Raw genomic sequence first — 25145 nt, forward strand, 5'->3', positions numbered from 1 at the left:
TTGAACAGGCGCAGTTCGGGATAAGAACTGCGCCTGTCCATGGTCAAACCCTAAAACCGCGCGTTTAAGCGGCGACCCACATCTTCAACGGTGCGCGGAAATCCATCAGGTCAAAGCCCTTGTGATCGTCAACCCAACCGCTGATCCGATCTGAAGTCGCACCGACAAAGTCGTTGAACATCGGACAGATCAGACCACCATCATCACGGATCAACGCTGAGGCTTCTGCGTACATTTCCTTGCGCTTCGCATCATCGAGTTCGGCGCGCGCTGCGATGACGATTTGATCGAAACGCTCGTTGAAGAACCGGGTGTCGTTCCAATCCGCTGTGGACAAATATGCTGTGGACAGCATTTGGTCCTGAACCGGACGGCCACCCCAGTAACTGGTGCAGAAAGGTTGCTTGTTCCAAACTTCAGACCAGTAGCCGTCATTGGGCTCGCGCTTCACATCCAGCGTTATGCCCGCGGCAGCTGCGGACTGCTGGAACAACGCGGCCGCATCCAATGCGCCGGGGAACGAGTTCTCGGACGACCGAAGCGTGACCGGCCCGCTATGACCCGATTTCTTGAAGTGGAACGCCGCCTTGTCCGCGTCGTATTCGCGCTGTTCGAACTCAGTTGCGAGGGGATAAGAGCTGTTGATGGGTGTGTCATTGCCCACAGAGCCGTAGCCGAAGAGGATCTTGTCCACCATTTCCTGACGATTAATGGCGTATTTCAAGGCCATACGCAGATCATGGTTGTCGAACGGCGCGGTATTGACGTGCATGATAAACACGTAATGACCTGCGCCAGACGTAGAGCGCACCGTGATACCGGGCGCGCGGTCAACAAGACGTGCAGTACGGGGCGGCACACGGTCAATCATGTCGACCTGACCAGATTGCAGCGCCGCGACTCGTGCGGTGTTGTCGTTGATGACAATCACTTCGATCGTGCCGGCATGACCAATCGTGTCATCCCAATGGTTGGGGTTGTGTTCAGCCACGAAACGCACACCCATATCGGCGGCTTTCAAAACATAAGGACCGGTGCCAATTGCAGCAGCTGGGTCCTCTTTACCGCCACCAGGCTGAATGACGAGGTGATAATCCGAAAGCAGATATGGAAGGTCCGCATTGGGCGCTTCCAGCTCGACGATGAACAGGTCGCCATCCGTTCGCATATTTGCGATACCACGCAACAAGCCCAACGCCCCGGATTTGGTCTCTTCGTTCGAGTGTCGGTCAATGGTCTGTAGAACATCCTCGGCAGTGACGGGCTGACCGTTTGAGAAGGTGATGCCGTCTCGTATCTTGAACGTCCACGTTTTTGCGTCGGCAGAAGCCTCAAAGCTTTCTGCGACCTTTGGCTCAAGGCCGCCATCAGGTGCAAGCGTCAAGAGCGTCTCACCCCAAAGGCGGGCGACCATATTAGCGGTTGAGTTTGCGGCGGTCGCAGGATCAAGGCTGTCAGTTGTGCCGCCGCCCTGGATGCCAACGCGAATGGTGCCACCTTTTTGTGGACCAGCGGCTTTGACCGCTGACGACATCGCCAGATTGGCTGTTGCAGCAGCCAGCCCCAAGGCGGACGCCTTCCCAAGAAATTCACGGCGGGGCATTTTGCCAAGCGCTGCCTGTTTTGCCAGATATTTGATATGTTCGTTCATGGTGACTTCCCCGTTGTCGTTTGAGAGCTCAGATTTGATTAGTAGGTTGCAAGTGACACTCCGCCTGCATCCGCAGCTGGCGGAAAGTGTCGTGACAATTCTTCAATGATCTCGTCACGCGTGCTGCGGTATTCTTCTTTGAAGAAGAGATTGACGTGTTCACCCGGATCGTTGCGAAGATCGAACATCTCTCCCCAGTCTGCGTTTTGAGGATAGATTGTGACACGCCATTCGTCTGTCATTACCGTCTGGTTGTAAGTGTCCATGCGCGTGCGTGGGTGATATTCGGCAAAAAGCTCGCGACGCCCCGGGCCATCTGCCTGCGTCATCAGGTGAGCGAAAGAGACCCCTTCGGTCGGCTGATGCTCCAGCTCCAAAAAATCCTGCAGGGTCGCGCGCAGATCCAGATGACTTGTTGTCCCGTGACGTTCGCCAGGCTCGATCCCCGGACCTGCAGCGATCAGCGGTACGTGCAAAAGCGATCTGTAGGGGCTGGGGCCTTTTCGGATAAGCCCGTGATCACCCAACAACTCGCCATGATCCGAGGTGAAAATGACAACGGTGTCTTCAAGGAGACCCTGATGCTCCGCCTGTGCCATGATCCGCCCGACGCAAGCGTCAATCATCGAAATCATTCCATTGGTATATGCGATCGCACGGCGAATTGAATCGTCCGAGAAGTTCGATGTTGTCTGTAAAAAACCCTGTTCTCGCGGTGGCCCCGGATCGCGCAGGAAGTCCACATAGCTTTTACCTTTTTCCTCTTCATCGCCTTCGCGCAGGAAAGACGGCATCGCTGACAGCTCATCAGGCACATATGAGGGCATTGGCATGTCCGCCGGATCGTACATGTCGCACCATGGCGCAGGGGGGGAAAAAGGATGGTGCGGATCGGGAAAGGAAACAAACAGAAAGAACGGGTCTGACCCGTCATTTTCAGTCAGGAACTCGCAGGCCCGATCTGTGATCCAAGAGTTGTAATGCAAGTCGAAAGGGATGGCCGATTTCCAAACTTCGTCAATATCCCCACATTGCGGTTCAAGCGCGTTTTCCGGGAGATAGAGCTCGGCCGCTCCCGGCGCGACAGATTCCAGCCAACGGGCATAATGCCCACCCTTTGTGGCACTAACGGATTCTCCAATCAGAATGTCGACCGCGTCGAACCCGTAAAAGGGGCCGCACCATCCCTCACTTTCCGGTAAGTCCCAAAAGGCGTTTGAATCCGGCATAAGATGCTCTGGCCCGGCCAGAATAGGTTGGAAGTGGAATTTCCCAACCCCATGGGTCTTGTACCCCATGGCCTGAAAGTCATGGGTGATCAGTTTCAGATCCTCAGGCAGGGCAACCCCGTTGCGCGTCAGGCCGTGCGACCTTGCATACTGACCGCTGAACAAAGTGGACCGGCTTGGAGAGCAGATCTGGTGCGGTGTGAAATGCTTGGTAAAGACGGCGCCCCGCTGGGCCAGTGCGTCTATATTCGGTGTCCTGACATGCTTGTTTCCGGTGCAGCCCAGACTGTTCGCGCGTTGCTGGTCCGTCATAATCAAAATGACATTTTTCTTCATTCTTGGCGCTGCCCTCCGAAACAACGGGACAGTACCACAGCGCTTACATTTGAAATAATACTATCTGTTTCGACTGATATTTGTTAATCGAATACCTATGTTCACCCATAACCAACTCAACGTCTTCTCTGCGATCATGCAAACCGGGTCGGTTTCCGCTGCTGGTCGCAGGTTGAATCTGTCACAACCCAGCGTCAGCCGGCTTTTGTCGGATCTGGAGCGGGAGTTTGGCGTTCCTTTGTTTCGTCGCCGAAGTAAGGGTGTGACACCGCTCCCCGAAGCGGAAGAATTCTATCAAGAGGTTAAACGCAATTTTTCGGCCCTTGCGAACTTGAACGAGATCGCCTCTCAGATCGCTCGGAAGGATCGCGGGTCCTTGTCAATTGCCACAATAACCGCCGCCTCATTAGACCTCGTGCCTCAGGCCCTGAGACGGCTGAACATAGCGGAAAAGAACATCCGGATCGATTGGCGGGTACGATCTTCAAACTGGATACTGGACTATGCCCGTTTCGGCGCGATGAGAACAGGCTTCGCCTATGTTTCGCGCTCTCTGAAGCAAATGAACGTCCTGTTTGAGGGAAGCTTACCACATATTTGTTTTGTTCCCGAAGGTCACCCTTTAGCCGCAGGTCAGGGGGCGCTGATACTGGAACAGATGGCGCCCTATCAGATCATCGGGCTGCGCAACGAAGTTGAGAGTGCTTTGTCGCTAAGTGACTTGCTAGAGGGTGAGCGCCCACCGGTGACTGTCGAAACATCTTTAGCGGCACTTACTCTTAGCAAATCCTGCGGTGGGTTGCCTCTCGTGGATGCTTTTACGGCTTTTCATTGGTTGCAAGGGAACAAAGGACGGCCGCGGATCGTAGAGGGCCTTCCTCTCTATCGGTTTGCGGTCGTTGAACCAATTGGCATCAACGCTTCACAGATAGACAGGGATTTTCAGGATTGCCTGATCCAAGAGATCGAACGCGTTGTTTTGTGGACCAAACAACTCGGCTAAAAAACAAAGCGTTCATTGACGTTCAGACTTCTACGGATACACCGGCATTGCGGGACTGTTGCATGCGTTGATGGGTCCCGCTTTTGCCACCGACCAGGATATGCCTCTCGTCCACGCGCCAATCGACACTGGCACGCCGCACGTGTTTCTGGGTCCGCGTTGTGTGCTCCGGCGCAAACTTGGGGCAACGAAGACCAAAATCCAAGGCACTTGCGCGCAGACAGAGGTTAAAGCAAGCAAACACCCTTAAGGGTGAGAAAGATTGGACGCTCAAAAAGGCAGCACGCTTCTATGAGTGGGCAACCATAGTCCGAATGACTTCAAGCCAGTTGCACCACTTCACAGAACCACCGCGCGAACCGGCTCACAACGCAATACCCGGCCCGCAACATGCGGATTGGCCGTTCAGCCCTCGATAAAGGAGGGGTTTTTCAACAAAATGGGCTCAAAGCAGCCCTTCTTCCCGCAACAATTCCAGCATATCAGCCTCGGGTCTTGGGCCGATATGGCTGATGACCTCGCGGGCGCAGACGTTGCCGATCCTGGCGCAGGTCTCGTAATCGCGCCCTGTGGCCATTCCATACAGGAACCCCGCGGCGAACTGGTCACCGGCACCGGTTGCGTCTACCGGCACGATCCTCTTGACCGGCACGTCGATGCGCGCGCCTCCGTTCAGGACGGTCACGCCATCACCCGAGCGCGTGCAAACCACCAGCGGGCAAATCTCGGCGGTCTTGATCAGCGCCTCTTCCAGATCGTCGGTTTCAAACAGCGATTTGATTTCAGCCTCGTTGCCGATGACGAAATCCAGCTCATTCTCGATCAGCAGCAGGAAATCGACCCGGTGCCGTTCCACGCAAAACGGGTCGGAAATGGCGATCCCGGTCTTGCCGCCGCCCTTGTGGCAGGCGCGCGCGGCCTCAAGAAACGCGGCCTTTCCCTTTTCCTTGTCGAACAGATAGCCCTCAAGGAACATGATCTGGCTGCTTCCGGCGACCTCATCGGGCACGTCATGCGACGACAGTTCCGAGGAGATGCCCAGATAGGTGTTCATCGACCGCTCGCCATCGGGCGAGACAAAGATCATCGAGCGCGAGGTCGGCAATTCCCCGCCCGGAACCGGCGGGTTGACGAAATCGACGCCATCTTCGTTCATCGCATCCGCATAGAACCGGCCCAGCGCATCGTCATGCACCCGCCCGATAAAAGCAGCATCCAGCCCCAATGCACCTGCGCCCGCAATCGTGTTGGCAACAGACCCGCCCGGTGTCTGTACCCGACCCTCCATCGAGGCATACAGCAGCTCGCCGCGCTCCTGCTCGATCAGCTGCATGATGCCCTTTTCAATGCCCATCAGTTCCAGGAAACTGTCATCGGCCTGCGAGATCACGTCCACAACGGCATTTCCGATACCGGTCAGCTGGTAGGTTTTCATAATGTCTTGTCCTCGAATTGACAGAGATCACGGATGATGCAGGTCGGGCATTGCGGCTTGCGCGCCTTGCAATGGTACCGGCCATGCAGGATCAGCCAGTGATGCGCATGGAGTTGAAAATCGGCGGGGATATTGTCTTCGATGGCGCGCTCGACCGCGTCCACGTCCTTGCCGGGGCAGATGCCGGTGCGGTTGCCGACGCGAAAGATATGCGTGTCCACAGCCTGCGCCGGCTGCCGCCACCACATGTTCAGCACAACGTTGGCGGTCTTGCGCCCGACACCCGGCAGCGATTGCAGCGCTGCACGGGAATTTGGGACTTCACCGCCATAGTCTTCGACCAGAATACGGCTCAGCTTGATGACGTTCTTGGCCTTCTGGCGGAACAGTCCGATGGTCTTGATATGCTCGATCAGGCCCTCCTCGCCCAGATCCAGCATCTTTTGCGGCGTATCGGCGATCTTGAACAATTCGTTCGTGGCCTTGTTGACCCCCGCATCGGTTGCCTGCGCCGACAGCGCCACGGCCACGACCAGCGTGTAGACATTCACATGCTCAAGCTCACCCTTGGGTTCGGGGTCGGCCTCCTGAAAGCGCGTAAAGATCTCGCGGATCGTATGATAGTCGAGTTGCTTTGCCATCCGGGCCTTAATGCCGCCCGAGGGGCCGCGACACAAGCCCAAAGCCAATGCGCAAGTTCCGGGTCGCGGCAGCGTGTCGCGCGCGCTATGGTTTGTGCCAGACAATGAGGTGCAACCATGAACGTCCAGACCCCCGAAAGCGGATACCACTATAACGTCATGCGCCGGGCAATCGACCTGATTGATCAGGGCGGTGAAACCCTCAGCCTCGATGAGTTGGCCCGCCAGATGGATATGAGCCCGGCGCATTTCCAGCGCCTGTTCTCGCGTTGGACTGGTGTGTCGCCAAAACGGTATCAGCAATACCTGACGCTGGGCCATGCAAAGGCGCTGCTGCGCGAACGGTTCACCACGCTTGAAACCGCCCATAATGTCGGCCTGTCCGGCAGTGGCCGCCTGCATGATCTGTTCCTGAAATGGGAATCCATGAGCCCCGGCGAATACGCCCGCAAGGGCACGGGTCTGACGATCTACTGGGGCTGGTTCGAATGCCCCTTTGGTCCCGCGCTGGTCATGGGCACCGACAAGGGGATCTGCGGCATCGCCTTCGGGGCCGAAACCGGAGAGAAGGCGGCGATGGAGGATATGGTCTCGCGCTGGCCCAACGCGGATTATGTCGAAGATACCATGCGCCTGCGCCCCTGGGTTCTCAGCGCTTTCGGCACGGCCCGCGACCGGTTAGAGCCGACGCCGCTCTACCTGATCGGCTCGCCCTTGCAGATCAAGGTATGGGAAGCACTGATGCACATCCCGTCGGGGCAGGTGACGACCTATTCCGAGATCGCGCAGCGCGTGGGTTCGCCGCAGGCCGTGCGCGCCGTGGGCACGGCGGTCGGGCGAAACCCGGTCAGTTGGCTGATCCCGTGTCACCGCGCCCTGCGCAAATCAGGGGGGTTGGGCGGCTATCACTGGGGTCTGCCGGTCAAACGGGCCATGCTGGCCTATGAGGCGGCGCAGGCCGACGCCTGATTGACAGAAGGCCCGACCGCTGCCAAAAAGCAACGCAGGTTCGGGTCCCCTGCCGTTCGCGGCCATAGGCTTTGGTGAAACCCGGTTGAACAAACATCTGTTGCCCTTTCCCGGCGCGCGGATGGTAATGCGAACCCCGTCCTAAACTCGCGCCCGTTCAAGGAAACGAGGCAAAACATGACACTGTCACAAGACATCGCTCCGCTGGAGGAGCTGAAAGAGCAGGCCAAACGCCTGCGACGGAAACTGCACGACACCGGCGTTCAGCTGTCGCACGGTCAGGCCCTGGAACTGGTGGCTCATCAACATGGGGTGCGCGACTGGAACACATTGCACGCGATGGCGGGCAACCGGATGCGCTTGCGCGTGGGCGACCGGGTCGAAGGTCGATACCTGGGCCAGCCCTTCACGGCGGAAATTCGTGGTCTGACCATGCTGGGGGACGGTGCACACCGCCGGGTGACCCTACAGTTCGACACGCCTGTCGATGTAGTCCGGTTCGACAGTTTCTCGGCCTATCGCCAGCGCGTGACAGGAGAGATTGGCTGGGACGGTCGTTCCCGTCGCCATACGTCCGACGGGGAACCCCAGCTAGTGGTGCGGCCTGTCTGACATAACACGGGCGAGGCAACCGCGTTGCCTCGCCCTCTCATCTTGCATTGCGCTGGGTGTATTATTCAGCCGCCCAGCCGCCGACGGATTTGACTTCCAGAAAGTCTTCCAGCCCCCAAACGCCACCTTCGCGCCCGTTGCCGGATTGCTTCATCCCACCAAACGGAGAGCCCGCGCTGCGCGACTGGCCGTTCATCTCGACCATGCCCGACCGCAGAACCCGCGCCATGCGGTTGGCGCGCGCCTTGTCCTGCGTCTGCACATAATTGGTCAGGCCATAAGGGGTGTCATTGGCGATCTCGATGGCCTCTTCCTCGGTGTCGAACGGGATCATGGTCAGGACGGGGCCAAAGATTTCCTCGCGCGCGATGGTCATCTGGTTGTTGGCATCGGCAAAGACCGTGGGGCGGACATAATAGCCCTTGTTCAGCCCCTCAGGGCGTCCGGTGCCGCCCGCGACCAGCCGCGCCCCTTCGTCGATACCTTTCTGGATCAGGTCCTGAATCTTGGTCCATTGAACCTCATTCACGACGGGTCCGATATGGCGGCCCTCGTCTGCGGCATTGCCCACCGTGACCTTGCTGGCGACCTCGGCCGCGATCTCAACGGCCTGATCATAGATCGGGCGCTGCACCAGCATCCGGCTGGGGGCATTACAGCTTTGGCCGGTGTTGTTCATCATATGCAGGACGCCGCGTTTGACAGCCTTTTCATCGGCATCGGCAAAGACCACATTGGCGCCTTTGCCGCCCAGCTCCAGATGCACTTTCTTGAGCGTTTCCGCCGCGTTCTTCGAAATTGCCGTACCCGCACGGGTTGAGCCGGTAAAGCTGACCATATCCACGTCGGGATGACCCGACAGCTGCGAGCCAACGCCCGGGCCATCGCCGTTCACCAGATTGAATACACCGGGCGGGAACCCTGCCTCGTCCATCATCTCGGCAAAGATCATCGCGTTCAGCGGGCTTTGCTCGGATGGTTTCAGAACCATCGTGCAGCCCGCAATCGCCGCCGCACCGACCTTGAGCGTGACCTGGTTCATCGGCCAGTTCCAGGGCGTGATCAATGCGGCCACGCCAACCGCCTCATAGATGATCCGGTCATTCGGGGCGTGATCCCCCAGAGGGCGTTCAAACTGAAACGCCTTGGCCGCGCGGATGAAGTTCTGCAAATGCCATGTGCCTGCACCAACCTGCTGGCTGCGCGACATGTCAATCGGCGCGCCCATTTCCAGCGACATGGCCTGCGCCAGATCTTCCGCGCGGGTCTGGTAGATGTCGATCAGCTTCTCGACCAGTGCGATGCGGGTCTCCACCGGCGTTGCCATCCAGCCCGGCAGGGCGGCCTTGGCGGCGGCAACTGCCGCATCCGTGTCGGCCTGCCCACCCAGTGAGATCACCGCGCACGGCTCCTCGGTCGAGGGGTTGATGACCTCGAAATCATTGGGTTGCGACGGCGCGACCCATTGACCATTGATATAGAAATTCCGTTTCTCGATCATCCTGAGCCCTCCTGTCGGTTCAGCTAGAATCCGGCTGTTCGCCGACACTCTGTCACCCAAGCGAAGAGGGGGCAATAGATAATTTGATCAAATTATTTTTCCAGTGAAACCGGCGAATTCCTTGGCCGCGACCACGATGAAAGGTTTAACCTTCGCACAAAGTGATTAGGTTTCAGGCAATCGACTCGGATTTTCAACAGGAAAGGAAGTAGCCATGGGTTTGCGCATCAACGATACGGTCCCGAACTTCACCGCAGAAACAGATCAGGGCACCATTCAGTTGCACGACTGGATTGGCGACAGCTGGGCCATTCTGTTCTCGCACCCCAAGGATTTCACGCCTGTCTGCACCACCGAATTCTCGGCCGTCGCGCAGCTGAACGACGAATGGGCCGCGCGCAACACCAAGGTGATCGGCGTGTCGGTTGACGGTGTTGAAGACCACAAGAAATGGAAGAAGGACATCGAGGAATACGGCAAGGCCAATCCCAGTTTCCCGATCATCGCTGATGAGGGTCTGGCGGTGTCGAAAGCCTTCGACATGCTGCCTGCCGAAGCCTACCTGCCCGATGGCCGCACCCCGGCTGACAGCGCCACCGTGCGGTCGGTCTTTATCATCGGCCCGGACAAGCAGCTGAAACTGTCGATGACCTATCCGATGACCGTGGGCCGCAACTTTGCCGAAATCCTGCGCGCGCTGGACGGGTTGCAGATGTCGTCTAAAGGTGTCGCAACGCCTGCCAACTGGATGCCGGGTGAAGACGTGATCATCCCGCCCTCAGTGTCGAACGAAGACGCCAAGGCCAAATTCGGCGCGTTCGAGACGATCTTTCCCTATCTGCGCAAGACCAAAGCGCCGTCTTAAGGCGGGTGCCGGGTCAGGGGGGCTGTCTGCCCCCCATCGTGCCTGCCGGCACGATTTCCCCCCGAGGATATTTGGGGCCAGATGAAGCAGGCGGGGGCAGGGTAACCGAAGGGAGACCTGCCCCTGGACCTCAGAACTTGTACCGAAGCCCGAAATTGACACTGAACGTATCCAGATCGTCTTCGACGGTGCCGGTCAACGCGCCGTTCGGGGCCAGTCGCCGCGACGAGACGTCAAAGGCGCGGGCATAGCGGGCGTCGACGGTAAAGGCGGTTGACGGGTTGATCTCGTAAGCCACACCGGCGATCAGCTGCGCGGCAAAGGTGGTGTCGCTGTCATCCAGCGCCACACCGGGCCCATAGGCAAAATCCAGATCCGAATAGGTGGCCCCCAGACCAAACCCGGCATAGGGCGTCAGCGCACCCGCCTGTTTGAAATCGAACAGCACATTGGCAAACAATGAGGTCTGCGTGACATCGCCCGAGATATTGCCCTCGGCCCCCGGCCCGTTGCCCGAGAAGTTCACACCATCCACGTCGCTGTCGCGGTAAGACAGCTCCAGCTCAATCCGCGTGCCGAACCTGTCATTTGACCATTGCGGGATTTCCTTGCCGATGGCCACGCCCAGGCCGAATCCCGCGTCGAACTCCGTTTCAACGGATTGGGGCGTGCCGCCGATCGTGCCTGCGAAATCGCTGTCCTGCAGCTGGCTGTACCCGACAAAACCCTGAACATAGGTGCCGTCGCCCAGGCTCTGCGCGGCAAGCGCCGTCGCGCTGGCGGCGAGGGCCGTTGAGGTAAGTAAAATGTGCTTGAACATGATTGTCTCCGTTGCTCCAAAACTCTGCTTGGCCTCGATGTGGGCGGGTTTGACGGAAAGGAAAGGCGCGGGGTTATCACTTCGTTTCACAGGTTTTTGGACGCGCGTGAGTGAATAGATCCGGGGCTGGGGCAGCGCTGTTCATCGGCTTCTTCGGGCCCCTCAGGTTCTGGTTCGCGCCGAATTGTGATAGGGTGCTTAGGGGCAAAACTCAGGCATGCGACCAATCACCTCGGGCTTTCGGACTGTTCAAAGCAGGAGAAGACCATGGCTTTTACAGATTGGTATGTTGAAGGAGAGAGTTTCGGGAACTGCAACTGCGGCTATGCCTGCCCCTGCCAGTTCGAAGAGTTGCCGACCCATGGCGATTGCCGGGGGTTCGAAGTGCTGGAGGTGACCAAAGGGCATTTCGGTGACACCGACCTCAGCGGGACCAAAGCCGCGCTGATCTATGCCTGGCCGGGGCCGATCTTTGAGGGCGGCGGCGAGATGCAGGTGATCGTTGATCCCGCAGCAACCCCGGCACAGCGCGACGCGCTGGAAAAGGTCTTTCACGGTGAAGAAACCGAAGAGATGGCGACGCATTGGTATGTGTTCAGGGCAATGTGCGAGACGGTTCATGACACGCTTTACCTGCCGATCGAATTCGAGATGGACCTCGAAGAACGCACGGCCAGCGTTACCGTTGGTGATGTTCTGAAATCCACCGGACAGCCGATTCAGGCCCCGCATGGCGGCGGCGCGCATCGGGTGCGCATCGATATCCCCGGCGGGATCGAGTTTTCCATTGCCGAGATTGGCAGCGCCTCGACCCGCTCTGATGCCGCGATAAAGCTGGACCTGAAGGACAGCTATGGCCAGTGGCATCTTCTGAAACATGGGCCCGGCGGGGTTGCTCACTGATCGGCACCCCTGTCAGGCGGCGTGCGCAGATGTGTTCGGGACCGATGACCAGCAGGGCAGCGTCAGATCCGCCTTCAGCACCCGAACCTCAAAGGGTTTCAGCACCGGCAACGCGGTTGACCCATAGCCACCGGCACCGCAGGCCAGATCCGGGAACAGGGTGAACAGCTCGCGCCTTGTGGCGGGAGCCATCGCGCCCAGTGTCGTGTCGCCGGGATAGAAGGATTCGGACCAGACCCCTTCGACATTCACCAACTCATGCCGGTCAAAAAGGATATGGACATACTCGACCCCTTGCGCGGGCAGCTCCTGAACGATTGTCCGCCCGTTGATCAGCCCCTTGGCCGGGGCCAGCATCGCGGTCTCGCAATGCATCAGCTCCATCATCGCCGAGGTGACGGCGATCCGGTGTTGTGGCGAGACGACCAGATCACGGTTGGGGCTGTTTGGCCCGAAACATCCCGCCATGATCCGAACCGGACAGAGATGAGGGTCCTGTTGCAACTCCTGCGCTGACAAGCGACGCCTGCCGACCCAGCGCACCGGGCGGATATGGCCCTTGGCAGTGACAACCGGGTCGCCGGGGTTCAGGGTTTCGACCCGGCGCAGCCCGGCGGGTGTCCGGATCAGGGACCCGGCGGTAAAGCACACGAAAGACGGCAGGGTCTGATAAGTAGTTGGCGCTGCCGTCCCGCCAAAGCTGGTCCCCGTGATCGTATCGTTCAGCTGCGCCTGACCCGAGGTGACGATGATGTAGCGCGGGTTCGAGAACTGAACCAGAATGAAGGTGACAGGCGCCCCGTTCACCGTCCCCGAATAGCTTTCGAAAGTGCTGAAATTCTGGCTTGTCCCGGAAAAACCGGGCAGGGCCGACAGATCAAGCTGCGCGCTGTCAGGGTCGGGATCCTGCAACAGGGCGTCATTGTCGGTGATATCAACGGAATAAGCGGCAGTAATATCGACGCTTTTATTGCTGTAGGGGTCTGCGCTGATTTCGAAAACGGTTATCGAGGCCACGGTCGAAAAGCATCCCTGAATGCAACATGATCATCCTTATGGTTGAGTAAATACACGCATGAAGTGTTAATAATTGATTTACCAAGCCACGGGACGCCCGACACTCCTGACCGCGCGGACAAAAATAGCCCCGGTCGAAACCGGGGCCTTTCGCATTCAATCAGAGGGTGGGCAGATTACTCTGCGCTTTCCTCTTTAAGCAAAACCAACCTAGCCCCGGCATTTCACATATGCGGATATGTGGGTGGTAGAAGCGGAGGTTAGTGGAAGGTAGCGGAGGTTAGCGGAAGGTAGCGGAGGTTAGTGGAAGGTAGCGGAGGTTAGTGGAAGGTAGCGGAGGTTAGCGGAAGGTAGCGGAGGTTAGCGGAAGGTAGCGGAGGTTAGTGGAAGGTAGCGGAGGTTAGTGGACGGTAGTGAAACATTATTGCAAAACATTTTCAGAATGAGTGCTGGAAACGACAGTTATCCAAGTTGCAAAAGACCTTGTAGGTAACCGATAAAACCCTTTGCGCGCTTCATCAGCTAAGATAATCTCGCGCTTTTTTAAAGCCGCAAGAGCATTATCCACATTAGAAGCGGATACTTCACAGCCTTCAATAATTGACTTGCGTGCAACCCAACCGTCGCCGTGTTCAGCCATAAAATCCAAAACTCGTCTATAATCGTCAGACCAAATCTTTGAATAGTACATCTCGCTGAAGTACTTCGCACCGAGTTGATCTATCGCGCCGTTCTCTGCCGAAGCACCATGAAGTACATCTTTCAAATCAATCGCGTCATCCGTGTCGGTGTCAAAAGCACAGTAACAAAACTGCTGAAGGAAGTGTGGGTATCCTTCAGAAAGATCGCTCAACAGGTCAGTTGCTTCTTCATCAATTTTTGTTTTGCGTTCGTTTTCTTCATTTGCTCTAGCGATGCCTACACGGACTACATTCTTTCTCTCTTTCGGTTCAAGTGGTTGCATGGTCAAAACCTGAAAAACTCTAAGAGATGACTCGTGAGAATCCCGAAGCTTTTGAACAAGAATCGACTGACCAGCGAGCAAGAACAATACGTCGTTGCAACCTCGCTTCGCCAAGCGTTCCGTTACAATTTTTAAAAATTCTCCCAGGCCAGCTTCCACCGGAGGTGTGTCTGCCTCATCCAGAAGCACTGCGATTCCGTCAAAGTTGCGTGTCTCCGAGATGTCGACGAAGAGGGAAACCAGATCATCAAGTGCTTCGTCGGGGTCGATCTCTTCCTCTTTTCCTCTATAGGCGACGCCCAATATTTCCCAATTGGAAAGAAACTCCCAAACCAGCTTTGCTTTTTCTTTAAGGTTCTCGTGCGAACGGAGCTTGGATTTTAGTTCACGTCCAATTTGCTTAACGATTCCACCCTGCGTTTGAACGCCTGCTAAGTCGGTAGAAACAGTCAAGAAATTGAATTCTAAAGCTTCGACGTTGATCTCTCCGCGGGCTATTAGATCTGCATAATTCAATAATGATGATTTTCCTATGCCACGCTCGCCGGAAATGAGGAGGTGCTGAGGGTTGTTATTCTTTGTCTGAAAAAGAGCCTGTTCAATCGCCTCAATCTCATCGAACCGTCCAATGAACATTCCAGGAAAAGCGATCCCGAACGGTACAAACGGATTAAACTTCATGTTCACCTCAGAATTTGCTCTCAGAATACACAAAGGCTCCGGTAATTCCACCGGAGCCCCATAAAAATATCAAGTAAGAAGCAGATTACTCTGCGCTTTCCTCTTTCTTTTCTTTCTTCTCGGGAACGATCTCTTCCCCGGTTTCCTGATCGACCACTTTCATCGACAGGCGAACCTTGCCGCGATCGTCAAAGCCCAGCAGCTTGACCTTCACTTCCTGACCTTCCTTCAGAACATCCGACGGATGGTTCAGGCGGCGGTTTTCGATCTGGGACACGTGGACCAGACCGTCACGCTTACCAAAGAAGTTCACGAAGGCACCGAAATCGACAATCTTGACCACCTTGCCGGTATAGACCTGACCTTCTTCCGGCTCGGCCACGATCGACCAGATCATGTCATAGGCTTTCTTGATCGATTCCCCATCGGGCGATGCGATCTTGATGACGCCATCGTCGTTGATGTCGACCTTGGCACCCGAAACCTCGACGATCTCGCGGATGACCTTGCCGCCCGAACCGATCACTTCACGGATCTTGTCGGTCGGGATGTTCATGGTCTCGATGCGCGGTGCGTGGACCGAGAACTCGTTGGTCTCGGACAGGGCTTTGCCCATCTCGCCCAGGATGTGCATCCGGCCGTCCTTGGCCTGTGCCAGGGCGGTTTCCATGATCTGAGGCGTGATGCCCGCGACCTTGATGTCCATCTGAAGCGAGGTGATGCCGTTTGCAGTACCCGCAACCTTGAAGTCCATATCGCCCAGGTGGTCTTCGTCACCCAGGATGTCGGTCAGAACTGCGTAAGACCCGTCATCTTCCAGGATCAGACCCATGGCCACACCGGCAACCGGAGCTTTCAGCGGAACACCCGCATCCATCATCGACAACGACCCGCCGCAGACAGACGCCATCGAGCTGGAGCCGTTGGATTCAGTGATCTCGGACACCACGCGGATGGTATAGGGGAAGTCGGTCGGCGCAGGCAGAACCGCCTGAAGTGCGCGCCATGCCAGCTTACCGTGACCGATTTCGCGACGGCCGGGCGAACCCACACGGCCCACTTCACCAACCGAATAGGGGGGGAAGTTGTAATGCAGCAGGAAGTTCGATTTGAAGTTGCCGTGCAGCGCGTCGATGAACTGCTCATCGTCGCCGGTGCCCAGCGTGGTCACGGCCAGCGCCTGAGTTTCACCGCGGGTGAACAGGGCAGAGCCGTGTGTGCGCGGCAGCAGCGAGGTTTCGGCTTCGATGGCACGCACATCGGTGGTCGAACGACCGTCGATGCGCTTGCCGCCCTTGACGACGTCACCGCGCAGAATACCGGCTTCCAGCTTTTTCATCGCCGAGCCAAGGTTGGCGTCTTCCAGCTGTTCCTCGCTCAGCGCTTCCTTGATCGCTTCACGGGCAGCGGCAACAGCGGCGGTGCGCTCCTGCTTGTCGGTGATCGCGAACGCGGCGCGCATCTGCTCTTCACCGGCAGCCGAAACGGCGGCATAAAGCTCCGAGTAATCGGGTGCGACGAATTCGAACGGCTCTTTCGCGGCGTCTTCGGCCAGCGAAATGATCAGGTCGATGACCGGCTGGATCTGCTCATGCGCAAAGGTCACGGCACCCAGCATTTCGGCCTCGGACAGCTCATAGGCTTCCGATTCCACCATCATCACGGCGTCTTTGGTACCGGCAACAACCAGATCCAGACGCTGTTCAGGGTTCAGGCGCAGGTCCTGCATGTCATCCACGGTCGGGTTCAGGACGTATTCGCCATCCACGAATCCAACGCGGGCACCGGCGATCGGGCCCATGAACGGCGCGCCGGAAATGGTCAGCGCAGCCGACGCGGCGATCATTGCAACGATGTCGGGATCATTGACCAGATCGTGGCTCAGCACGGTGCACATCACCAGCACTTCGTTTTTGAAACCGTCAACGAACAGCGGGCGGATCGGACGGTCGATCAGACGCGCGGTCAGCGTCTCTTTCTCGGTCGGGCGCGCTTCGCGCTTGAAGAAGCCACCCGGAACCTTACCGGCGGCGTAATATTTCTCTTGGTAATGTACGGTCAGCGGGAAAAAGTCCTGACCAGGTTTTTGGCTCTTGGCAAAGGTCACGTTGGCCATGACGCTGGTTTCGCCCAGCGTGGCAATCACGGTGCCGTCGGCCTGACGGGCAACCTTGCCGGTTTCCAGTGTCAGCGTTTCCTCGCCCCACTGCATCGATTTCTTCGTTACATCAAACATATGCGTATCCTAGAACGGAGCACTCCCGCCCCTGCGGGTCTCCGGTTTTGCATGGCGGCCCCATTGCCGCCGACCCCATTTATCTTCCGTTCGAGTGCCGGGGTCAGGGCACAACGTCTCAGATACCGCGCGCATACATGAGAATGCGTTGGAAGGAAAGCGAAACCGAAAAAGCTGGCCGGATCATGCTGAGGCAGGTCCTGACCTCTCGCAGCGCGTCGCAAGGCACAGGGGCCGCATGATGGCGCGCTGCGTGCCATTGCCCCCGTCCGGGAAATGGCCTGACAGAACCGGATCACTGCGCTAACCTCACTTTCATCGGGGGTGCGAATGAAAAGACGGCTTACGACAGTGCTGGCGGCTGACGTTGTCGGGTACTCAGCGCTTATGGATCAGGACCGGCAGGGTACACTTGCAGCGCTGAAATCGTTCCGTGACGACACGCTCACTGCCCTGCTGGAATCCCACAACGGCACATTGATCAAAAGCATGGGGGATGGCTGGATCGCTGAATTCCAGTCAACGTCCGACGCGTCGGATTTTGCGATTGCCCTGCAATCCTGCGACAAGCCCGAAGGGCTGCGGCTGCGCATCGGTATTCACACGGGCGAGGTCATTGCGGAAGGCGAAGACATCTTCGGTGATGGCATCAATGTCGCTGCCCGGCTCGAGGCTCTGGCCAAACCCGACCAGATCCTGATCTCGGACACGGCGCATCACAGCCTTGACCGGGGTGATGCGGGCCTGTTCGGCGGCGGCGGGCAGGCCGAGCTAAAGAACATCACGCGCCGCGTTGGTGTCTGGTGTTGGCCAAAGGGCTCAACCGCCAATCTTGCAACACCCGCCGACACCCGCCCGGGGATCGCCGTCCTGCCTTCGACAACATGTCCGGCGACCCCGAGCAAGAGTTCTTTGCCGACGGCATAACCGAAGACATCATCACGGAACTGTCGCGCTTTCGCTGGCTTATGGTCGTGGCCCGCAACTCGTCCTTCATCTTCAAGGGAAAAACGACAGATATCCGCCAGGTCGGCCTGACGCTCGGGGTTCGGCATGTGCTGGAAGGGTCCGTCCGCCGCGCGGGACAGCGTGTCCGGATCACCGGGCAGTTGATCGATGCGGAAAATGGCAGCCACCTGTGGGCCGATCGCTTTGACGGGGTGCTGGACGATATCTTCGAGCTTCAGGACAAGGTCACGCAAGAGGTCGTCACGGCGATCGAACCTTCGCTGCGCCAAGCCGAAACGAACCGATCCCGCGCCAAGCCGACCGAAAACCTCGAAGCCTATGAACTCTATCTTCAGGCGCAGTCGCATTTTCATCTGCTGACAGATGACGCCAATCGCGAAGCCATCCGGCTGACGACGCTGGCGCTGGACCGCGACCCGGATTACGCCGCTGCCGCAGGGTTGCTGGCCTGGCTGCACATTCAGCGGCTTGTTCAGGGGCTCGATCCCATCGGCGAAGGGCCCAGGGCCGCCATCAGCGCGGCAGAACGCGTTCTCATGAGCGACCGCGCCGACGGCATTGCCATGGCTTATGCGGCGCATTCAATCTCGATGCTGGCCCGCGACCTGCCGCGCGCGCGGGCGGCGTTCAAACAGGCACTGGCCGAAAACCCCAATGCTGCAAGCGTCCACATGCTCGCCTCCATCAACCTGTGCATGTTGAACCGGTCGGACGAGGCATTGGAACACGCAACACATGCCATTGAACTCAGCCCGAAAGACCCGATGCGCCATGCGGCGCATATCGCCCGGGCAAGTGGCGCTTTTTCAACTGCGCTGGTATGACGAGGCCGCCGCCGCAGCGCGTGAAGCTCTGGCCGTTCGGTCAGGATTTGTCATGAGCCACCTGATGCTTATTGCCGCCTTGGGTCAGATGTCTGATGCCGCAGCGGCGCAGGCGGCGATAAGCGACCTGCAAGCGTTGCGCCCCGATATCACCGCTTCCTCGGATCAGACCAGTTTGCCAATCTTTACCGTTCCCACCTGTTCCGAAAGCTGGCGCGAAGGGTGGAAAAAGGCCGGTCTTCCCGAATAACGGCTGATCTACAGACACGCGTTCTGCTGCGGCCACGAAACGCCGCGCCCCCCGGTTGGCGGCGACCGGTTGTTCAAGTGTGATGTTCACCACAGAGAGATTTCAAAACTCGTCTATTGTGCAGGCTTATTGTGTCAAAGTTAATGAAAGTAGGTTTACCCATGAAGCTCCATTCCGCCTCTGGCATTTCATTCAACCCTGATGTGTTCGACGAGTCATTTATCGAGATGCTTGACAACCTCCCCGAGGACGCGGTCGAGGACATCGACCTTGATGCAGGCCCGAAGATGCCGCTGATGACAACCCCCGCCGCCGAACCAAGTGCGGCGGACGTGGCCGCGATCATGGAAAGCGCATGGGAAGAGCTTTATGCCTCAGACGAAGGGGCCGATATCCGCGCGCTTCCGGCCGACCAACAGGCGCAGATCAAGGCGCGGTTCCTGTCCCCCGACCCGATACCCGAGGCCGAAGCCGCTACGGTTCCCGTCGATGCCGCGCCGTTCTCGGTGCAGGAAACCGCGGACAGCCTGATCCTGATGCAGGGGGACACGCCGCTTTTGGGGGCACCGCTGGGCACCAGCAGGAAAAAGCGCAAGAAAGCCGCGCTGAACACCTTTATCGGGGCCGCCGCCAAGGCGTTTGCCGATATCATCACGATGGCCATGGCCGCGCTGGGGGTTTATCAGGCGCTCGGAACCAAGACGGTCACGCGCGCAGGGGCCGGGATTGCTGTCAAATGCAGCGGTCCGATCAGCCGCCACGCCGGTGCAATCGCCAAGGCCGGAACGGCGGGCAGCGATCTGGCCATGATGAAGGCAATGCTGGGCGTCGCCAAGGCTTCCGTCGGGTTCACCAAACTTGCGGGCATCGTTCTGACCGACATGAGCGGCCTGGAAAAAGCCGCCGCGATTGCCACCTGCGTCGGTGGCATGACACTGGCCGTCGCCTCGGCAAGCGGGTCGTTCTGGCTGTCGATGCTGGCGATGGTAACCGCAGTTGCGATGTTCGTGATCGACACCGCCTTGGCGGTCGATACCTACAAAAAGTGGCAGGCAATCTGACCCGAAATCAAAGACGCCCGCCAATTGGGCGGGCGTACAAATCTTACAAACCGGGGTTCAGAACCGGTACAAAACGTAACAAATACGTTTAGCGGCGGATGCCCAGCTTTTTAATCAGGTCCTGGTAACGCGCCTCTTCCTTGCCCTTCAGGTAGTCCAGCAGCTTACGGCGCTGAGCAACCATTTTCAGCAGACCACGACGACCGTGGTTGTCTTTCTTGTGGGTCTTGAAGTGCTCGGTCAGGGTGTTGATACGCGAGGTCAGAATAGCAACCTGTACTTCAGGCGAACCGGTGTCGCCTTCTTTGGTTGCGAATTCTTGCATGACGCGTGCTTTTTCAGCGGCAGTGATCGACATCGGGGTCTCCTTTGAAAGGTTAGAGTTGATGGCGCAGGCCGGGATGTCGTCCAGCACAGGCCCATGGAGAAAACCGCACCGATTCCGATGCGGATGGGCGCGTATAAGCGCAATTGACCCAAATGGCAAAGGGTTTCTGCGGGCTCAGGCCATCTGCCCGTATTGCGCCAACTGGGCTTCGGTGATCAGCTGAATATCGGCCGCTGTCATCCCTTCGGCACCATATACCTGCGCAACTTCCTGGCCATCTATGAAAACCCTTGTCAGGTTGGCGTTTTCGGCGTCGGCCTCAACCTCGATTGCCGGGTCGGTCTCATCCTCCCACGTCACCAGCAGCTTGTCTTCGCCGGGTTGAAACCCCATCACGGTCACCTGATCGTCGCCTGGGTTCAACACGATATCATCGGCCCCGTCTCCGCCCGTTACCACGTCTTTGCCGCCTGCCAGAATGGTATCGTCACCCGCACCGCCGTTCAGGAAATCCCTTTCGGCGGCCCCCTCTTCGATCCCGAAAACAAAGTCGTCTCCATCCCCGCCAAAGACGGTATCCTCACCTTCGCCCCCGTTCAGAACATCGTCCCCGAACCCGCCCTGCAACGCATCATCCCCTGCGCCACCGTCCAGCCTGTCGTCGCCCTGACCGCCAAACAGTTCGTCCTCACCCGCACCGCCATCCAGTGTGTCGTCACCAAAGTGACCGTAAAGGGCGTCCTCCCCGTCATCTCCGAACAAGAGGTCGTCATCCGCCTCACCGTGCAGGATGTCATTTCCCTGCCCGCCCGATATCTCATCCGCGCCGTCGCCCCCGTGCAGAACGTCGTTGCCCTTGGCACCGTTTATCGTGTCGTCCCCGCCATAGCCGTTGATCTGATCGACACCGTCCTGACCGGTAATCACGTCCGAACCATCGCCACCGGCAATCACCAGATCGCCTTCAAATTCCGAGATCACAGTCCCGGTGGAGGGTGCCTCGTCGCTGTCCGGCGAAGGTTCGGTGTCGGTGCTTTCCGGATCTTCGACACCCTCGCCGATGACCAGAAACTCACCGGTATCATCCTCGGCTGATGGTTCACCTTCGGGGTTTTCATCCGGCGTGTCGTCCTCTTCGATCAGAAAATCGCTCATCGCGTAAGCAGCGCCGCCAATGGCGGCCAGTCCAAGCAATCCGGCCAGAAACATGGAACCCCTCCGAAAGCATGATGCTCCGAGGGTGGAATATCCCATATCGCCCGTCACAGGGTCAAAGGTAAACCTTTGAAATGGTTAACCCTTTGTCACCAGAGCTCAGGCTGCTGCGTATAGGCGATATAAAGCGGATGTTTGGGGTGACCGTCCTTGGTCAGGCCCAGATGGAACAGCGATTGGCCGGTTCCGCGCAACAGGGTTTCCACCGAAGGGCCGCGCCCCAGATGCGCGCCATGCGTGCCCCAGGCCGCGATGACCTGATCGGCCCATTGCACACCGTCCAGAATGGCCGCGTCATTCTCGGGCCCGACCGGATCGGTGGCAGCCCGCATCTTGCGCGGGTCGGTGTCGCGCCACGCAAAGATGTTCGTGACCTGAAACGCGCCGAACCCAAGCGCGCGTGCGCGCCGTTCACAGCGTTCCACCGTCGGATCGTTCTGCACCTCGGTCGCGGTTGACGGGTTCAGCATCACAAACAGCGCCTTGCGACCTTCAGGGTCCCAGATGCGGGTCAGGCTATAGCGGTATTTCTCGCAATCGGAATAGATGGCGGTCGAGGGCGCGTCGCCCTTGGTATGGGAACGGGTGATCATGCCCTTCGCCTAACACGGCTCTCAGTCGACGAACACCCGGCTGGGGTGCAATTCACCGGATTTATAGATGCCAACGGCCACGGCCTTGCCGTCGAATGATGCCCAGGCCTCGTCGCCGTATTCAATGTCTGAGGCCAGCACCATGCCCGGATTGCCATTGCGCAGACGGGTTGCCCCCTCGGCGGTGCATTTCAGCTCGGGCAGGTCGGACAGGCCGGTTTCCAACGGGTGCAGATATTCGTCCAACGCGGCTGTTTTCGCCATTTCGTCGATCTGTTCGATGCTCAACCCGTCCTCGGCCTCGAACGGGCCGGACCAGATGCGGCGCAGTTCCTTGACGTGGGCGTGACAGCCCAGCGCATCGCCCAGGTCGCGGGCGATAGACCGCACATAGCCGCCTTTGCCGCAGGTCATCTCCAGCACCACGTGATCTTCGTCGGGGCGGTCGACAAGGATCAGTTCCTCGACCCAGAGGGGGCGAGCGTTCAGCTCCACATCCTCCCCATCACGGGCCAGTTTATAGGCGCGTTGGCCGTCGATCTTCACCGCCGAGAATTTGGGCGGCACCTGCATGATATCGCCCAGAAACGGGGTCAGCGCCTGTTTGATATCGTCATCCGAGGGGCGCGCATCGCTTTGCGCGATCACTTCGCCCTCGGCATCGTCCGTGTTGGTGGCCTGCCCCAGTCGCACGGTAAAGGTATAGGCTTTTAAGGCATCGGTGATATAGGGAACGGTCTTGGTCGCCTCGCCCAAGGCAATTGCCAGAACGCCGGTCGCCTCGGGATCCAGCGTGCCCGCATGGCCCGCCTTTTTGGCATCCATCGCCCAACGCACCTTGTTGACCACGGCGGTCGAGGTCATGCCCGCAGGCTTGTCCACCACCAGCCAGCCGGAAATGTCGCGGCCCTTGCGTTTGCGTCCCATCATGCACCTTGAATCTTGCTGAGGCGCGCGAGTTAGCGGATCACTCTGCCGCTGTCAATTTGCGGGCGTTTCTTCGACCACACCGACAATCGGCCCCAGCGAGAATCCCAAATCCGAGCGGTTGCTGGCACGCTCATACATCCGCGAGATATTGCCGTCGAAAAACAGCGCGTTTGGCGTGCCAAGCACATCGCGGAACAAACGTCCGAACTCGTGGAAGGTGACGTAATCTTCCGAGATCGCAAACACCGCCCGTGTACCATCGGAACTGGTGCCGACCCCATTTCGAACATAAAGCGAGGTCGAATCAGGCAGGAAGCGCGGGTGCAGTTCTCCGTCGATCACCAGCATGGGACCGGATTGGGTGGCAAAGCGGCAGGTGGGCGCCTGATCCACGTATTCAAGCGTTTCAAACACATCCGCCCGGCCTTCGCGGATGCAGAACACGCCATTGGGCAGCAAACCGAAGTTGCCGGGGCCGGGGTTGGTGATCACACGCATCTGCTCCTGGCCGTCCTCGACATAATGGCCAACGGGTGAACGGTCGTCGTGATACATGCCCGCGTTCATCGCAAAGGCCAGCCGTTCGCCTTCCGGGGCCAGCACTTCGTTGACCGACGAAAAATGCCCCAATACCTGACCGTCTTCGCCGTTAAGAAACAGCCTCAGATCTTCATTGGCGGCATCGACGTTGCAAACCGTATAACGTTTGTCCTCATGGGTCAGCTTTTCACAAGTGACCGCTCCTGCCTGCGCGGCCCAAAGAAGCGTCGCCAATGTGACAAACGTGCGGATCACTCGTCCAGATCGCGGCGCACCGCGTCCTGTTCGAACATGCGGCGGGTGTCGTCCAGACGGTCGAACGTGTCATCCAGCCGAAAGCGCAGATCGGGCGCGAATTTCAGGCCGACTTTCTTGCCGACCATGCGCCGCAGCTCACCCTTGTTGCGGGCCAGAAGTTCGATCACGTCCTCCTGCCCTCTGCCGCCAAGGGGCAGCACATAGGCGGTGGCGATCTTCAGATCGGGCGAGGTGCGCACCTCACCCACGGTGATCGACATGCGATTCAGGTCGGGGTCGTGGACATCTCCGCGCGCCAGAACTTCCGACAGGGTGCGGCGGATCAGTTCGCCGACACGCAGCTGCCGTTGGGACGGGCCGGGGCCATCATGGAATTTGTTCTTTGCCATAATCCCCGATCTAAGCGCAAAGCGGGGCTTTGCCAAGCGGGCGCGAACCGGGTAGGAGGCTTTGAGCCGACTTAACGAAAAGGACCAGCGCAATGACCCATATTCCGGGGATCGTCATCACAGGGGCTTCGGGCCGTATGGGGCAGATGCTGATCAAGACCGTGACGGACAGCGATCAGGCGCGTCTGGTCGGCGTGGTCGAACGCAAGGGCCATGACTGGATCGGTCAGGATGTGGGCACGGTCATGGGCGGGCAGGCGCTGGGCGTTACCGTCACCGACGACCCGCTGGAGGCCTTTGCGCAGGCGCAGGCAGTGATCGACTTCACCGCGCCCGAAGCGACACTGGAATTCGCTGCGCTGGCGGCGCAGGCGCGCTGTGTGCATGTGATCGGCACCACCGGCATGTCCGACGAACAGATCGCAGCACTGGAACCCGCGTCGCGCCATGCGGTGATCGTACGAGCCGGAAACATGAGCCTTGGCGTCAACCTTCTGGTGCAATTGACCAAAAAGGTCGCAGCTGCGCTGGATGAGGATTTCGATATCGAGATCATCGAAGGTCACCACCATCACAAGGTAGATGCACCTTCGGGCACCGCCTTGATGCTGGGAGAGGCCGCAGCCGAAGGGCGTGGCGTTGAGTTGTCGGACGTGTCCGACCGGGGTCGGGACGGCATCACCGGCGCGCGCAAGCGCGGTGATATCGGCTTTCACGCTATTCGCGGCGGCGACATCGTGGGGGAACATGATGTCCTGTTCGCCGCCCCCGGAGAACGCATCGTCCTGCGCCATCTGGCCACCGACCGCGCCATCTTTGCCCGCGGCGCGTTGAAAGCGGCGCTGTGGGGGCAGGGCAAATCCCCCGGTCAATATGACATGGTGGATGTGCTTGGGCTGTAAGCCATAGACGGGCCGCTCGACGG

At 58.6% G+C, this 25145-nt stretch carries 25 protein-coding genes and 1 pseudogene; 10 read left to right on the forward strand and 16 right to left on the reverse strand.

The annotated features are described in order from the left end of the window. Window positions 1-64 precede the first annotated feature (64 nt). Together ACR0DY_RS17810 and ACR0DY_RS17815 are read right to left on the reverse strand one after the other, a co-directional pair. A complete protein-coding gene (locus ACR0DY_RS17810) occupies window positions 65-1651 on the reverse strand; it encodes an ABC transporter substrate-binding protein (protein WP_480482795.1) in 1587 nt (528 codons plus the stop codon). Window positions 1652-1689: 38 nt separating this feature from the next. Then, window positions 1690-3216: a sulfatase family protein gene (locus ACR0DY_RS17815; protein WP_480898832.1), complete on the reverse strand. Its 1527-nt coding sequence runs from the start codon at window positions 3214-3216 to the stop codon at window positions 1690-1692. Window positions 3217-3313: 97 nt separating this feature from the next. Between ACR0DY_RS17815 and ACR0DY_RS17820 the strand changes: the two genes are divergently transcribed. Then, entirely contained in the window at window positions 3314-4219 is a 906-nt protein-coding gene (locus ACR0DY_RS17820) for a LysR family transcriptional regulator (RefSeq protein ID WP_480898835.1), read from the forward strand. Between the two features lie 82 nt (window positions 4220-4301). Here the strand turns inward: ACR0DY_RS17820 and ACR0DY_RS17825 are convergent. The 3 genes and pseudogenes from ACR0DY_RS17825 to nth all read right to left on the reverse strand — a co-directional run. After that, window positions 4302-4400 (reverse strand): annotated as a pseudogene (locus ACR0DY_RS17825) (IS6 family transposase); the annotation flags it as partial. A gap of 264 nt (window positions 4401-4664) precedes the next feature. After that, on the reverse strand, window positions 4665-5654 hold the full coding sequence (locus ACR0DY_RS17830; protein WP_480482801.1) for an adenosine kinase: 990 nt from the start codon (window positions 5652-5654) through the stop codon (window positions 4665-4667). Continuing rightward, the gene (nth, locus tag ACR0DY_RS17835) at window positions 5651-6295 is read right to left on the reverse strand and encodes an endonuclease III (protein ID WP_480493953.1); all 645 of its coding nucleotides are present in this window, start codon (window positions 6293-6295) and stop codon (window positions 5651-5653) included. The genes ACR0DY_RS17830 and nth overlap by 4 nt, the downstream gene beginning before the upstream one ends. Window positions 6296-6412: 117 nt before the next feature. On the opposite strand from nth, the gene ACR0DY_RS17840 reads away from it, so the two are divergent. Then, complete coding sequence (locus ACR0DY_RS17840; protein ID WP_480474266.1) at window positions 6413-7264, forward strand: bifunctional helix-turn-helix domain-containing protein/methylated-DNA--[protein]-cysteine S-methyltransferase; 852 nt, start codon at window positions 6413-6415, stop codon at window positions 7262-7264. 177 nt (window positions 7265-7441) lie between these two features. Then, entirely contained in the window at window positions 7442-7876 is a 435-nt protein-coding gene (locus tag ACR0DY_RS17845; RefSeq protein ID WP_480474265.1) for a glyoxalase superfamily protein, read from the forward strand. Window positions 7877-7937: 61 nt separating this feature from the next. Here ACR0DY_RS17845 and ACR0DY_RS17850 read toward each other — a convergent pair whose 3' ends face one another. Then, window positions 7938-9377 (reverse strand): aldehyde dehydrogenase family protein, encoded by a 1440-nt coding sequence (locus tag ACR0DY_RS17850; protein WP_480493952.1) that lies wholly within the window; start codon window positions 9375-9377, stop codon window positions 7938-7940. 214 nt (window positions 9378-9591) lie between these two features. Here ACR0DY_RS17850 and ACR0DY_RS17855 point away from each other — a divergent pair, with 214 nt between their 5' ends. Further along, window positions 9592-10242, forward strand: a complete 651-nt coding sequence (locus ACR0DY_RS17855) for a peroxiredoxin (protein ID WP_480898838.1) — start codon at window positions 9592-9594, stop codon at window positions 10240-10242. A 130-nt stretch (window positions 10243-10372) separates the two neighbouring features. Here the strand turns inward: ACR0DY_RS17855 and ACR0DY_RS17860 are convergent, their stop codons facing one another. Further along, window positions 10373-11062, reverse strand: coding sequence for an outer membrane protein (locus tag ACR0DY_RS17860; RefSeq protein ID WP_480898841.1), 690 nt, complete (start codon window positions 11060-11062; stop codon window positions 10373-10375). Between the two features lie 267 nt (window positions 11063-11329). Between ACR0DY_RS17860 and ACR0DY_RS17865 the strand changes: the two genes are divergently transcribed. Continuing rightward, on the forward strand, window positions 11330-11965 hold the full coding sequence (locus tag ACR0DY_RS17865; protein ID WP_480482813.1) for a DUF1326 domain-containing protein: 636 nt from the start codon (window positions 11330-11332) through the stop codon (window positions 11963-11965). Between the two features lie 12 nt (window positions 11966-11977). Here ACR0DY_RS17865 and ACR0DY_RS17870 read toward each other — a convergent pair whose 3' ends face one another. The 3 genes from ACR0DY_RS17870 to pnp form a co-directional block, all read right to left on the reverse strand. Beyond that, on the reverse strand, window positions 11978-12982 hold the full coding sequence (locus ACR0DY_RS17870; RefSeq protein ID WP_480482815.1) for a Hint domain-containing protein: 1005 nt from the start codon (window positions 12980-12982) through the stop codon (window positions 11978-11980). Window positions 12983-13403: 421 nt separating this feature from the next. Then, the gene (locus ACR0DY_RS17875; RefSeq protein WP_480898844.1) at window positions 13404-14627 is read right to left on the reverse strand and encodes an AAA family ATPase; all 1224 of its coding nucleotides are present in this window, start codon (window positions 14625-14627) and stop codon (window positions 13404-13406) included. An 85-nt stretch (window positions 14628-14712) separates the two neighbouring features. Beyond that, a complete protein-coding gene (gene pnp, locus ACR0DY_RS17880) occupies window positions 14713-16863 on the reverse strand; it encodes a polyribonucleotide nucleotidyltransferase (RefSeq protein ID WP_480482820.1) in 2151 nt (716 codons plus the stop codon). Window positions 16864-17193: 330 nt separating this feature from the next. Here pnp and ACR0DY_RS17885 point away from each other — a divergent pair, with 330 nt between their 5' ends. The 4 genes from ACR0DY_RS17885 to ACR0DY_RS17900 all read left to right on the forward strand — a co-directional run bounded on the left by ACR0DY_RS17885 (window position 17194) and on the right by ACR0DY_RS17900 (window position 19967). Then, a complete protein-coding gene (locus ACR0DY_RS17885) occupies window positions 17194-17790 on the forward strand; it encodes an adenylate/guanylate cyclase domain-containing protein (protein ID WP_480547375.1) in 597 nt (198 codons plus the stop codon). Then, a complete protein-coding gene (locus ACR0DY_RS17890) occupies window positions 17748-18656 on the forward strand; it encodes a hypothetical protein (protein WP_480547377.1) in 909 nt (302 codons plus the stop codon). The genes ACR0DY_RS17885 and ACR0DY_RS17890 overlap by 43 nt, the downstream gene beginning before the upstream one ends. Continuing rightward, window positions 18628-18906 (forward strand): hypothetical protein, encoded by a 279-nt coding sequence (locus ACR0DY_RS17895; RefSeq protein ID WP_480547379.1) that lies wholly within the window; start codon window positions 18628-18630, stop codon window positions 18904-18906. The genes ACR0DY_RS17890 and ACR0DY_RS17895 overlap by 29 nt, the downstream gene beginning before the upstream one ends. A 161-nt stretch (window positions 18907-19067) precedes the next feature. Next, entirely contained in the window at window positions 19068-19967 is a 900-nt protein-coding gene (locus ACR0DY_RS17900; RefSeq protein ID WP_480547381.1) for a hypothetical protein, read from the forward strand. 88 nt (window positions 19968-20055) lie between these two features. On the opposite strand, the gene rpsO is transcribed toward ACR0DY_RS17900, so the two are convergent. The 6 genes from rpsO to rbfA form a co-directional block, all read right to left on the reverse strand. Beyond that, the gene (gene rpsO / locus ACR0DY_RS17905; protein ID WP_170329634.1) at window positions 20056-20325 is read right to left on the reverse strand and encodes a 30S ribosomal protein S15; all 270 of its coding nucleotides are present in this window, start codon (window positions 20323-20325) and stop codon (window positions 20056-20058) included. A 144-nt stretch (window positions 20326-20469) separates the two neighbouring features. Next, entirely contained in the window at window positions 20470-21504 is a 1035-nt protein-coding gene (locus ACR0DY_RS17910; protein ID WP_480547383.1) for a calcium-binding protein, read from the reverse strand. A gap of 95 nt (window positions 21505-21599) precedes the next feature. Beyond that, complete coding sequence (locus ACR0DY_RS17915) at window positions 21600-22103, reverse strand: DUF1643 domain-containing protein (protein WP_480547385.1); 504 nt, start codon at window positions 22101-22103, stop codon at window positions 21600-21602. A 21-nt stretch (window positions 22104-22124) separates the two neighbouring features. After that, entirely contained in the window at window positions 22125-23030 is a 906-nt protein-coding gene (truB, locus tag ACR0DY_RS17920) for a tRNA pseudouridine(55) synthase TruB (RefSeq protein WP_480547409.1), read from the reverse strand. A 54-nt stretch (window positions 23031-23084) separates the two neighbouring features. Further along, window positions 23085-23828, reverse strand: coding sequence for a phosphodiester glycosidase family protein (locus ACR0DY_RS17925; RefSeq protein WP_480547387.1), 744 nt, complete (start codon window positions 23826-23828; stop codon window positions 23085-23087). Beyond that, window positions 23825-24220, reverse strand: coding sequence for a 30S ribosome-binding factor RbfA (rbfA, locus tag ACR0DY_RS17930; protein ID WP_209505090.1), 396 nt, complete (start codon window positions 24218-24220; stop codon window positions 23825-23827). The genes ACR0DY_RS17925 and rbfA overlap by 4 nt, the downstream gene beginning before the upstream one ends. Window positions 24221-24312: 92 nt before the next feature. Here rbfA and dapB point away from each other — a divergent pair, with 92 nt between their 5' ends. Beyond that, a complete protein-coding gene (gene dapB / locus ACR0DY_RS17935) occupies window positions 24313-25122 on the forward strand; it encodes a 4-hydroxy-tetrahydrodipicolinate reductase (protein WP_480547389.1) in 810 nt (269 codons plus the stop codon). Window positions 25123-25145: the final 23 nt, after the last annotated feature.

It is taken from the genome of Ruegeria sp. O6 (genome assembly GCF_056535045.1).

Coding starts and splice junctions, on each gene's coding strand:
- ACR0DY_RS17845 (WP_480474265.1), top strand. CDS start 7,442: ATGACACTGTCACAAGACATCGCTCCGCTGGAGGAGCTGAAAGAGCAG.
- ACR0DY_RS17860 (WP_480898841.1), bottom strand. CDS start 11,062: ATGTTCAAGCACATTTTACTTACCTCAACGGCCCTCGCCGCCAGCGCG.
- ACR0DY_RS17840 (WP_480474266.1), top strand. CDS start 6,413: ATGAACGTCCAGACCCCCGAAAGCGGATACCACTATAACGTCATGCGC.
- ACR0DY_RS17885 (WP_480547375.1), top strand. CDS start 17,194: ATGAAAAGACGGCTTACGACAGTGCTGGCGGCTGACGTTGTCGGGTAC.
- ACR0DY_RS17890 (WP_480547377.1), top strand. CDS start 17,748: ATGTCCGGCGACCCCGAGCAAGAGTTCTTTGCCGACGGCATAACCGAA.
- ACR0DY_RS17900 (WP_480547381.1), top strand. CDS start 19,068: ATGAAGCTCCATTCCGCCTCTGGCATTTCATTCAACCCTGATGTGTTC.
- ACR0DY_RS17820 (WP_480898835.1), top strand. CDS start 3,314: ATGTTCACCCATAACCAACTCAACGTCTTCTCTGCGATCATGCAAACC.
- ACR0DY_RS17815 (WP_480898832.1), bottom strand. CDS start 3,216: ATGAAGAAAAATGTCATTTTGATTATGACGGACCAGCAACGCGCGAAC.
- rpsO (WP_170329634.1), bottom strand. CDS start 20,325: ATGTCGATCACTGCCGCTGAAAAAGCACGCGTCATGCAAGAATTCGCA.
- ACR0DY_RS17830 (WP_480482801.1), bottom strand. CDS start 5,654: ATGAAAACCTACCAGCTGACCGGTATCGGAAATGCCGTTGTGGACGTG.
- ACR0DY_RS17865 (WP_480482813.1), top strand. CDS start 11,330: ATGGCTTTTACAGATTGGTATGTTGAAGGAGAGAGTTTCGGGAACTGC.
- dapB (WP_480547389.1), top strand. CDS start 24,313: ATGACCCATATTCCGGGGATCGTCATCACAGGGGCTTCGGGCCGTATG.
- ACR0DY_RS17850 (WP_480493952.1), bottom strand. CDS start 9,377: ATGATCGAGAAACGGAATTTCTATATCAATGGTCAATGGGTCGCGCCG.
- pnp (WP_480482820.1), bottom strand. CDS start 16,863: ATGTTTGATGTAACGAAGAAATCGATGCAGTGGGGCGAGGAAACGCTG.
- ACR0DY_RS17810 (WP_480482795.1), bottom strand. CDS start 1,651: ATGAACGAACATATCAAATATCTGGCAAAACAGGCAGCGCTTGGCAAA.
- ACR0DY_RS17915 (WP_480547385.1), bottom strand. CDS start 22,103: ATGATCACCCGTTCCCATACCAAGGGCGACGCGCCCTCGACCGCCATC.
- nth (WP_480493953.1), bottom strand. CDS start 6,295: ATGGCAAAGCAACTCGACTATCATACGATCCGCGAGATCTTTACGCGC.
- ACR0DY_RS17855 (WP_480898838.1), top strand. CDS start 9,592: ATGGGTTTGCGCATCAACGATACGGTCCCGAACTTCACCGCAGAAACA.
- truB (WP_480547409.1), bottom strand. CDS start 23,030: ATGGGACGCAAACGCAAGGGCCGCGACATTTCCGGCTGGCTGGTGGTG.
- rbfA (WP_209505090.1), bottom strand. CDS start 24,220: ATGGCAAAGAACAAATTCCATGATGGCCCCGGCCCGTCCCAACGGCAG.
- ACR0DY_RS17910 (WP_480547383.1), bottom strand. CDS start 21,504: ATGTTTCTGGCCGGATTGCTTGGACTGGCCGCCATTGGCGGCGCTGCT.
- ACR0DY_RS17875 (WP_480898844.1), bottom strand. CDS start 14,627: ATGAAGTTTAATCCGTTTGTACCGTTCGGGATCGCTTTTCCTGGAATG.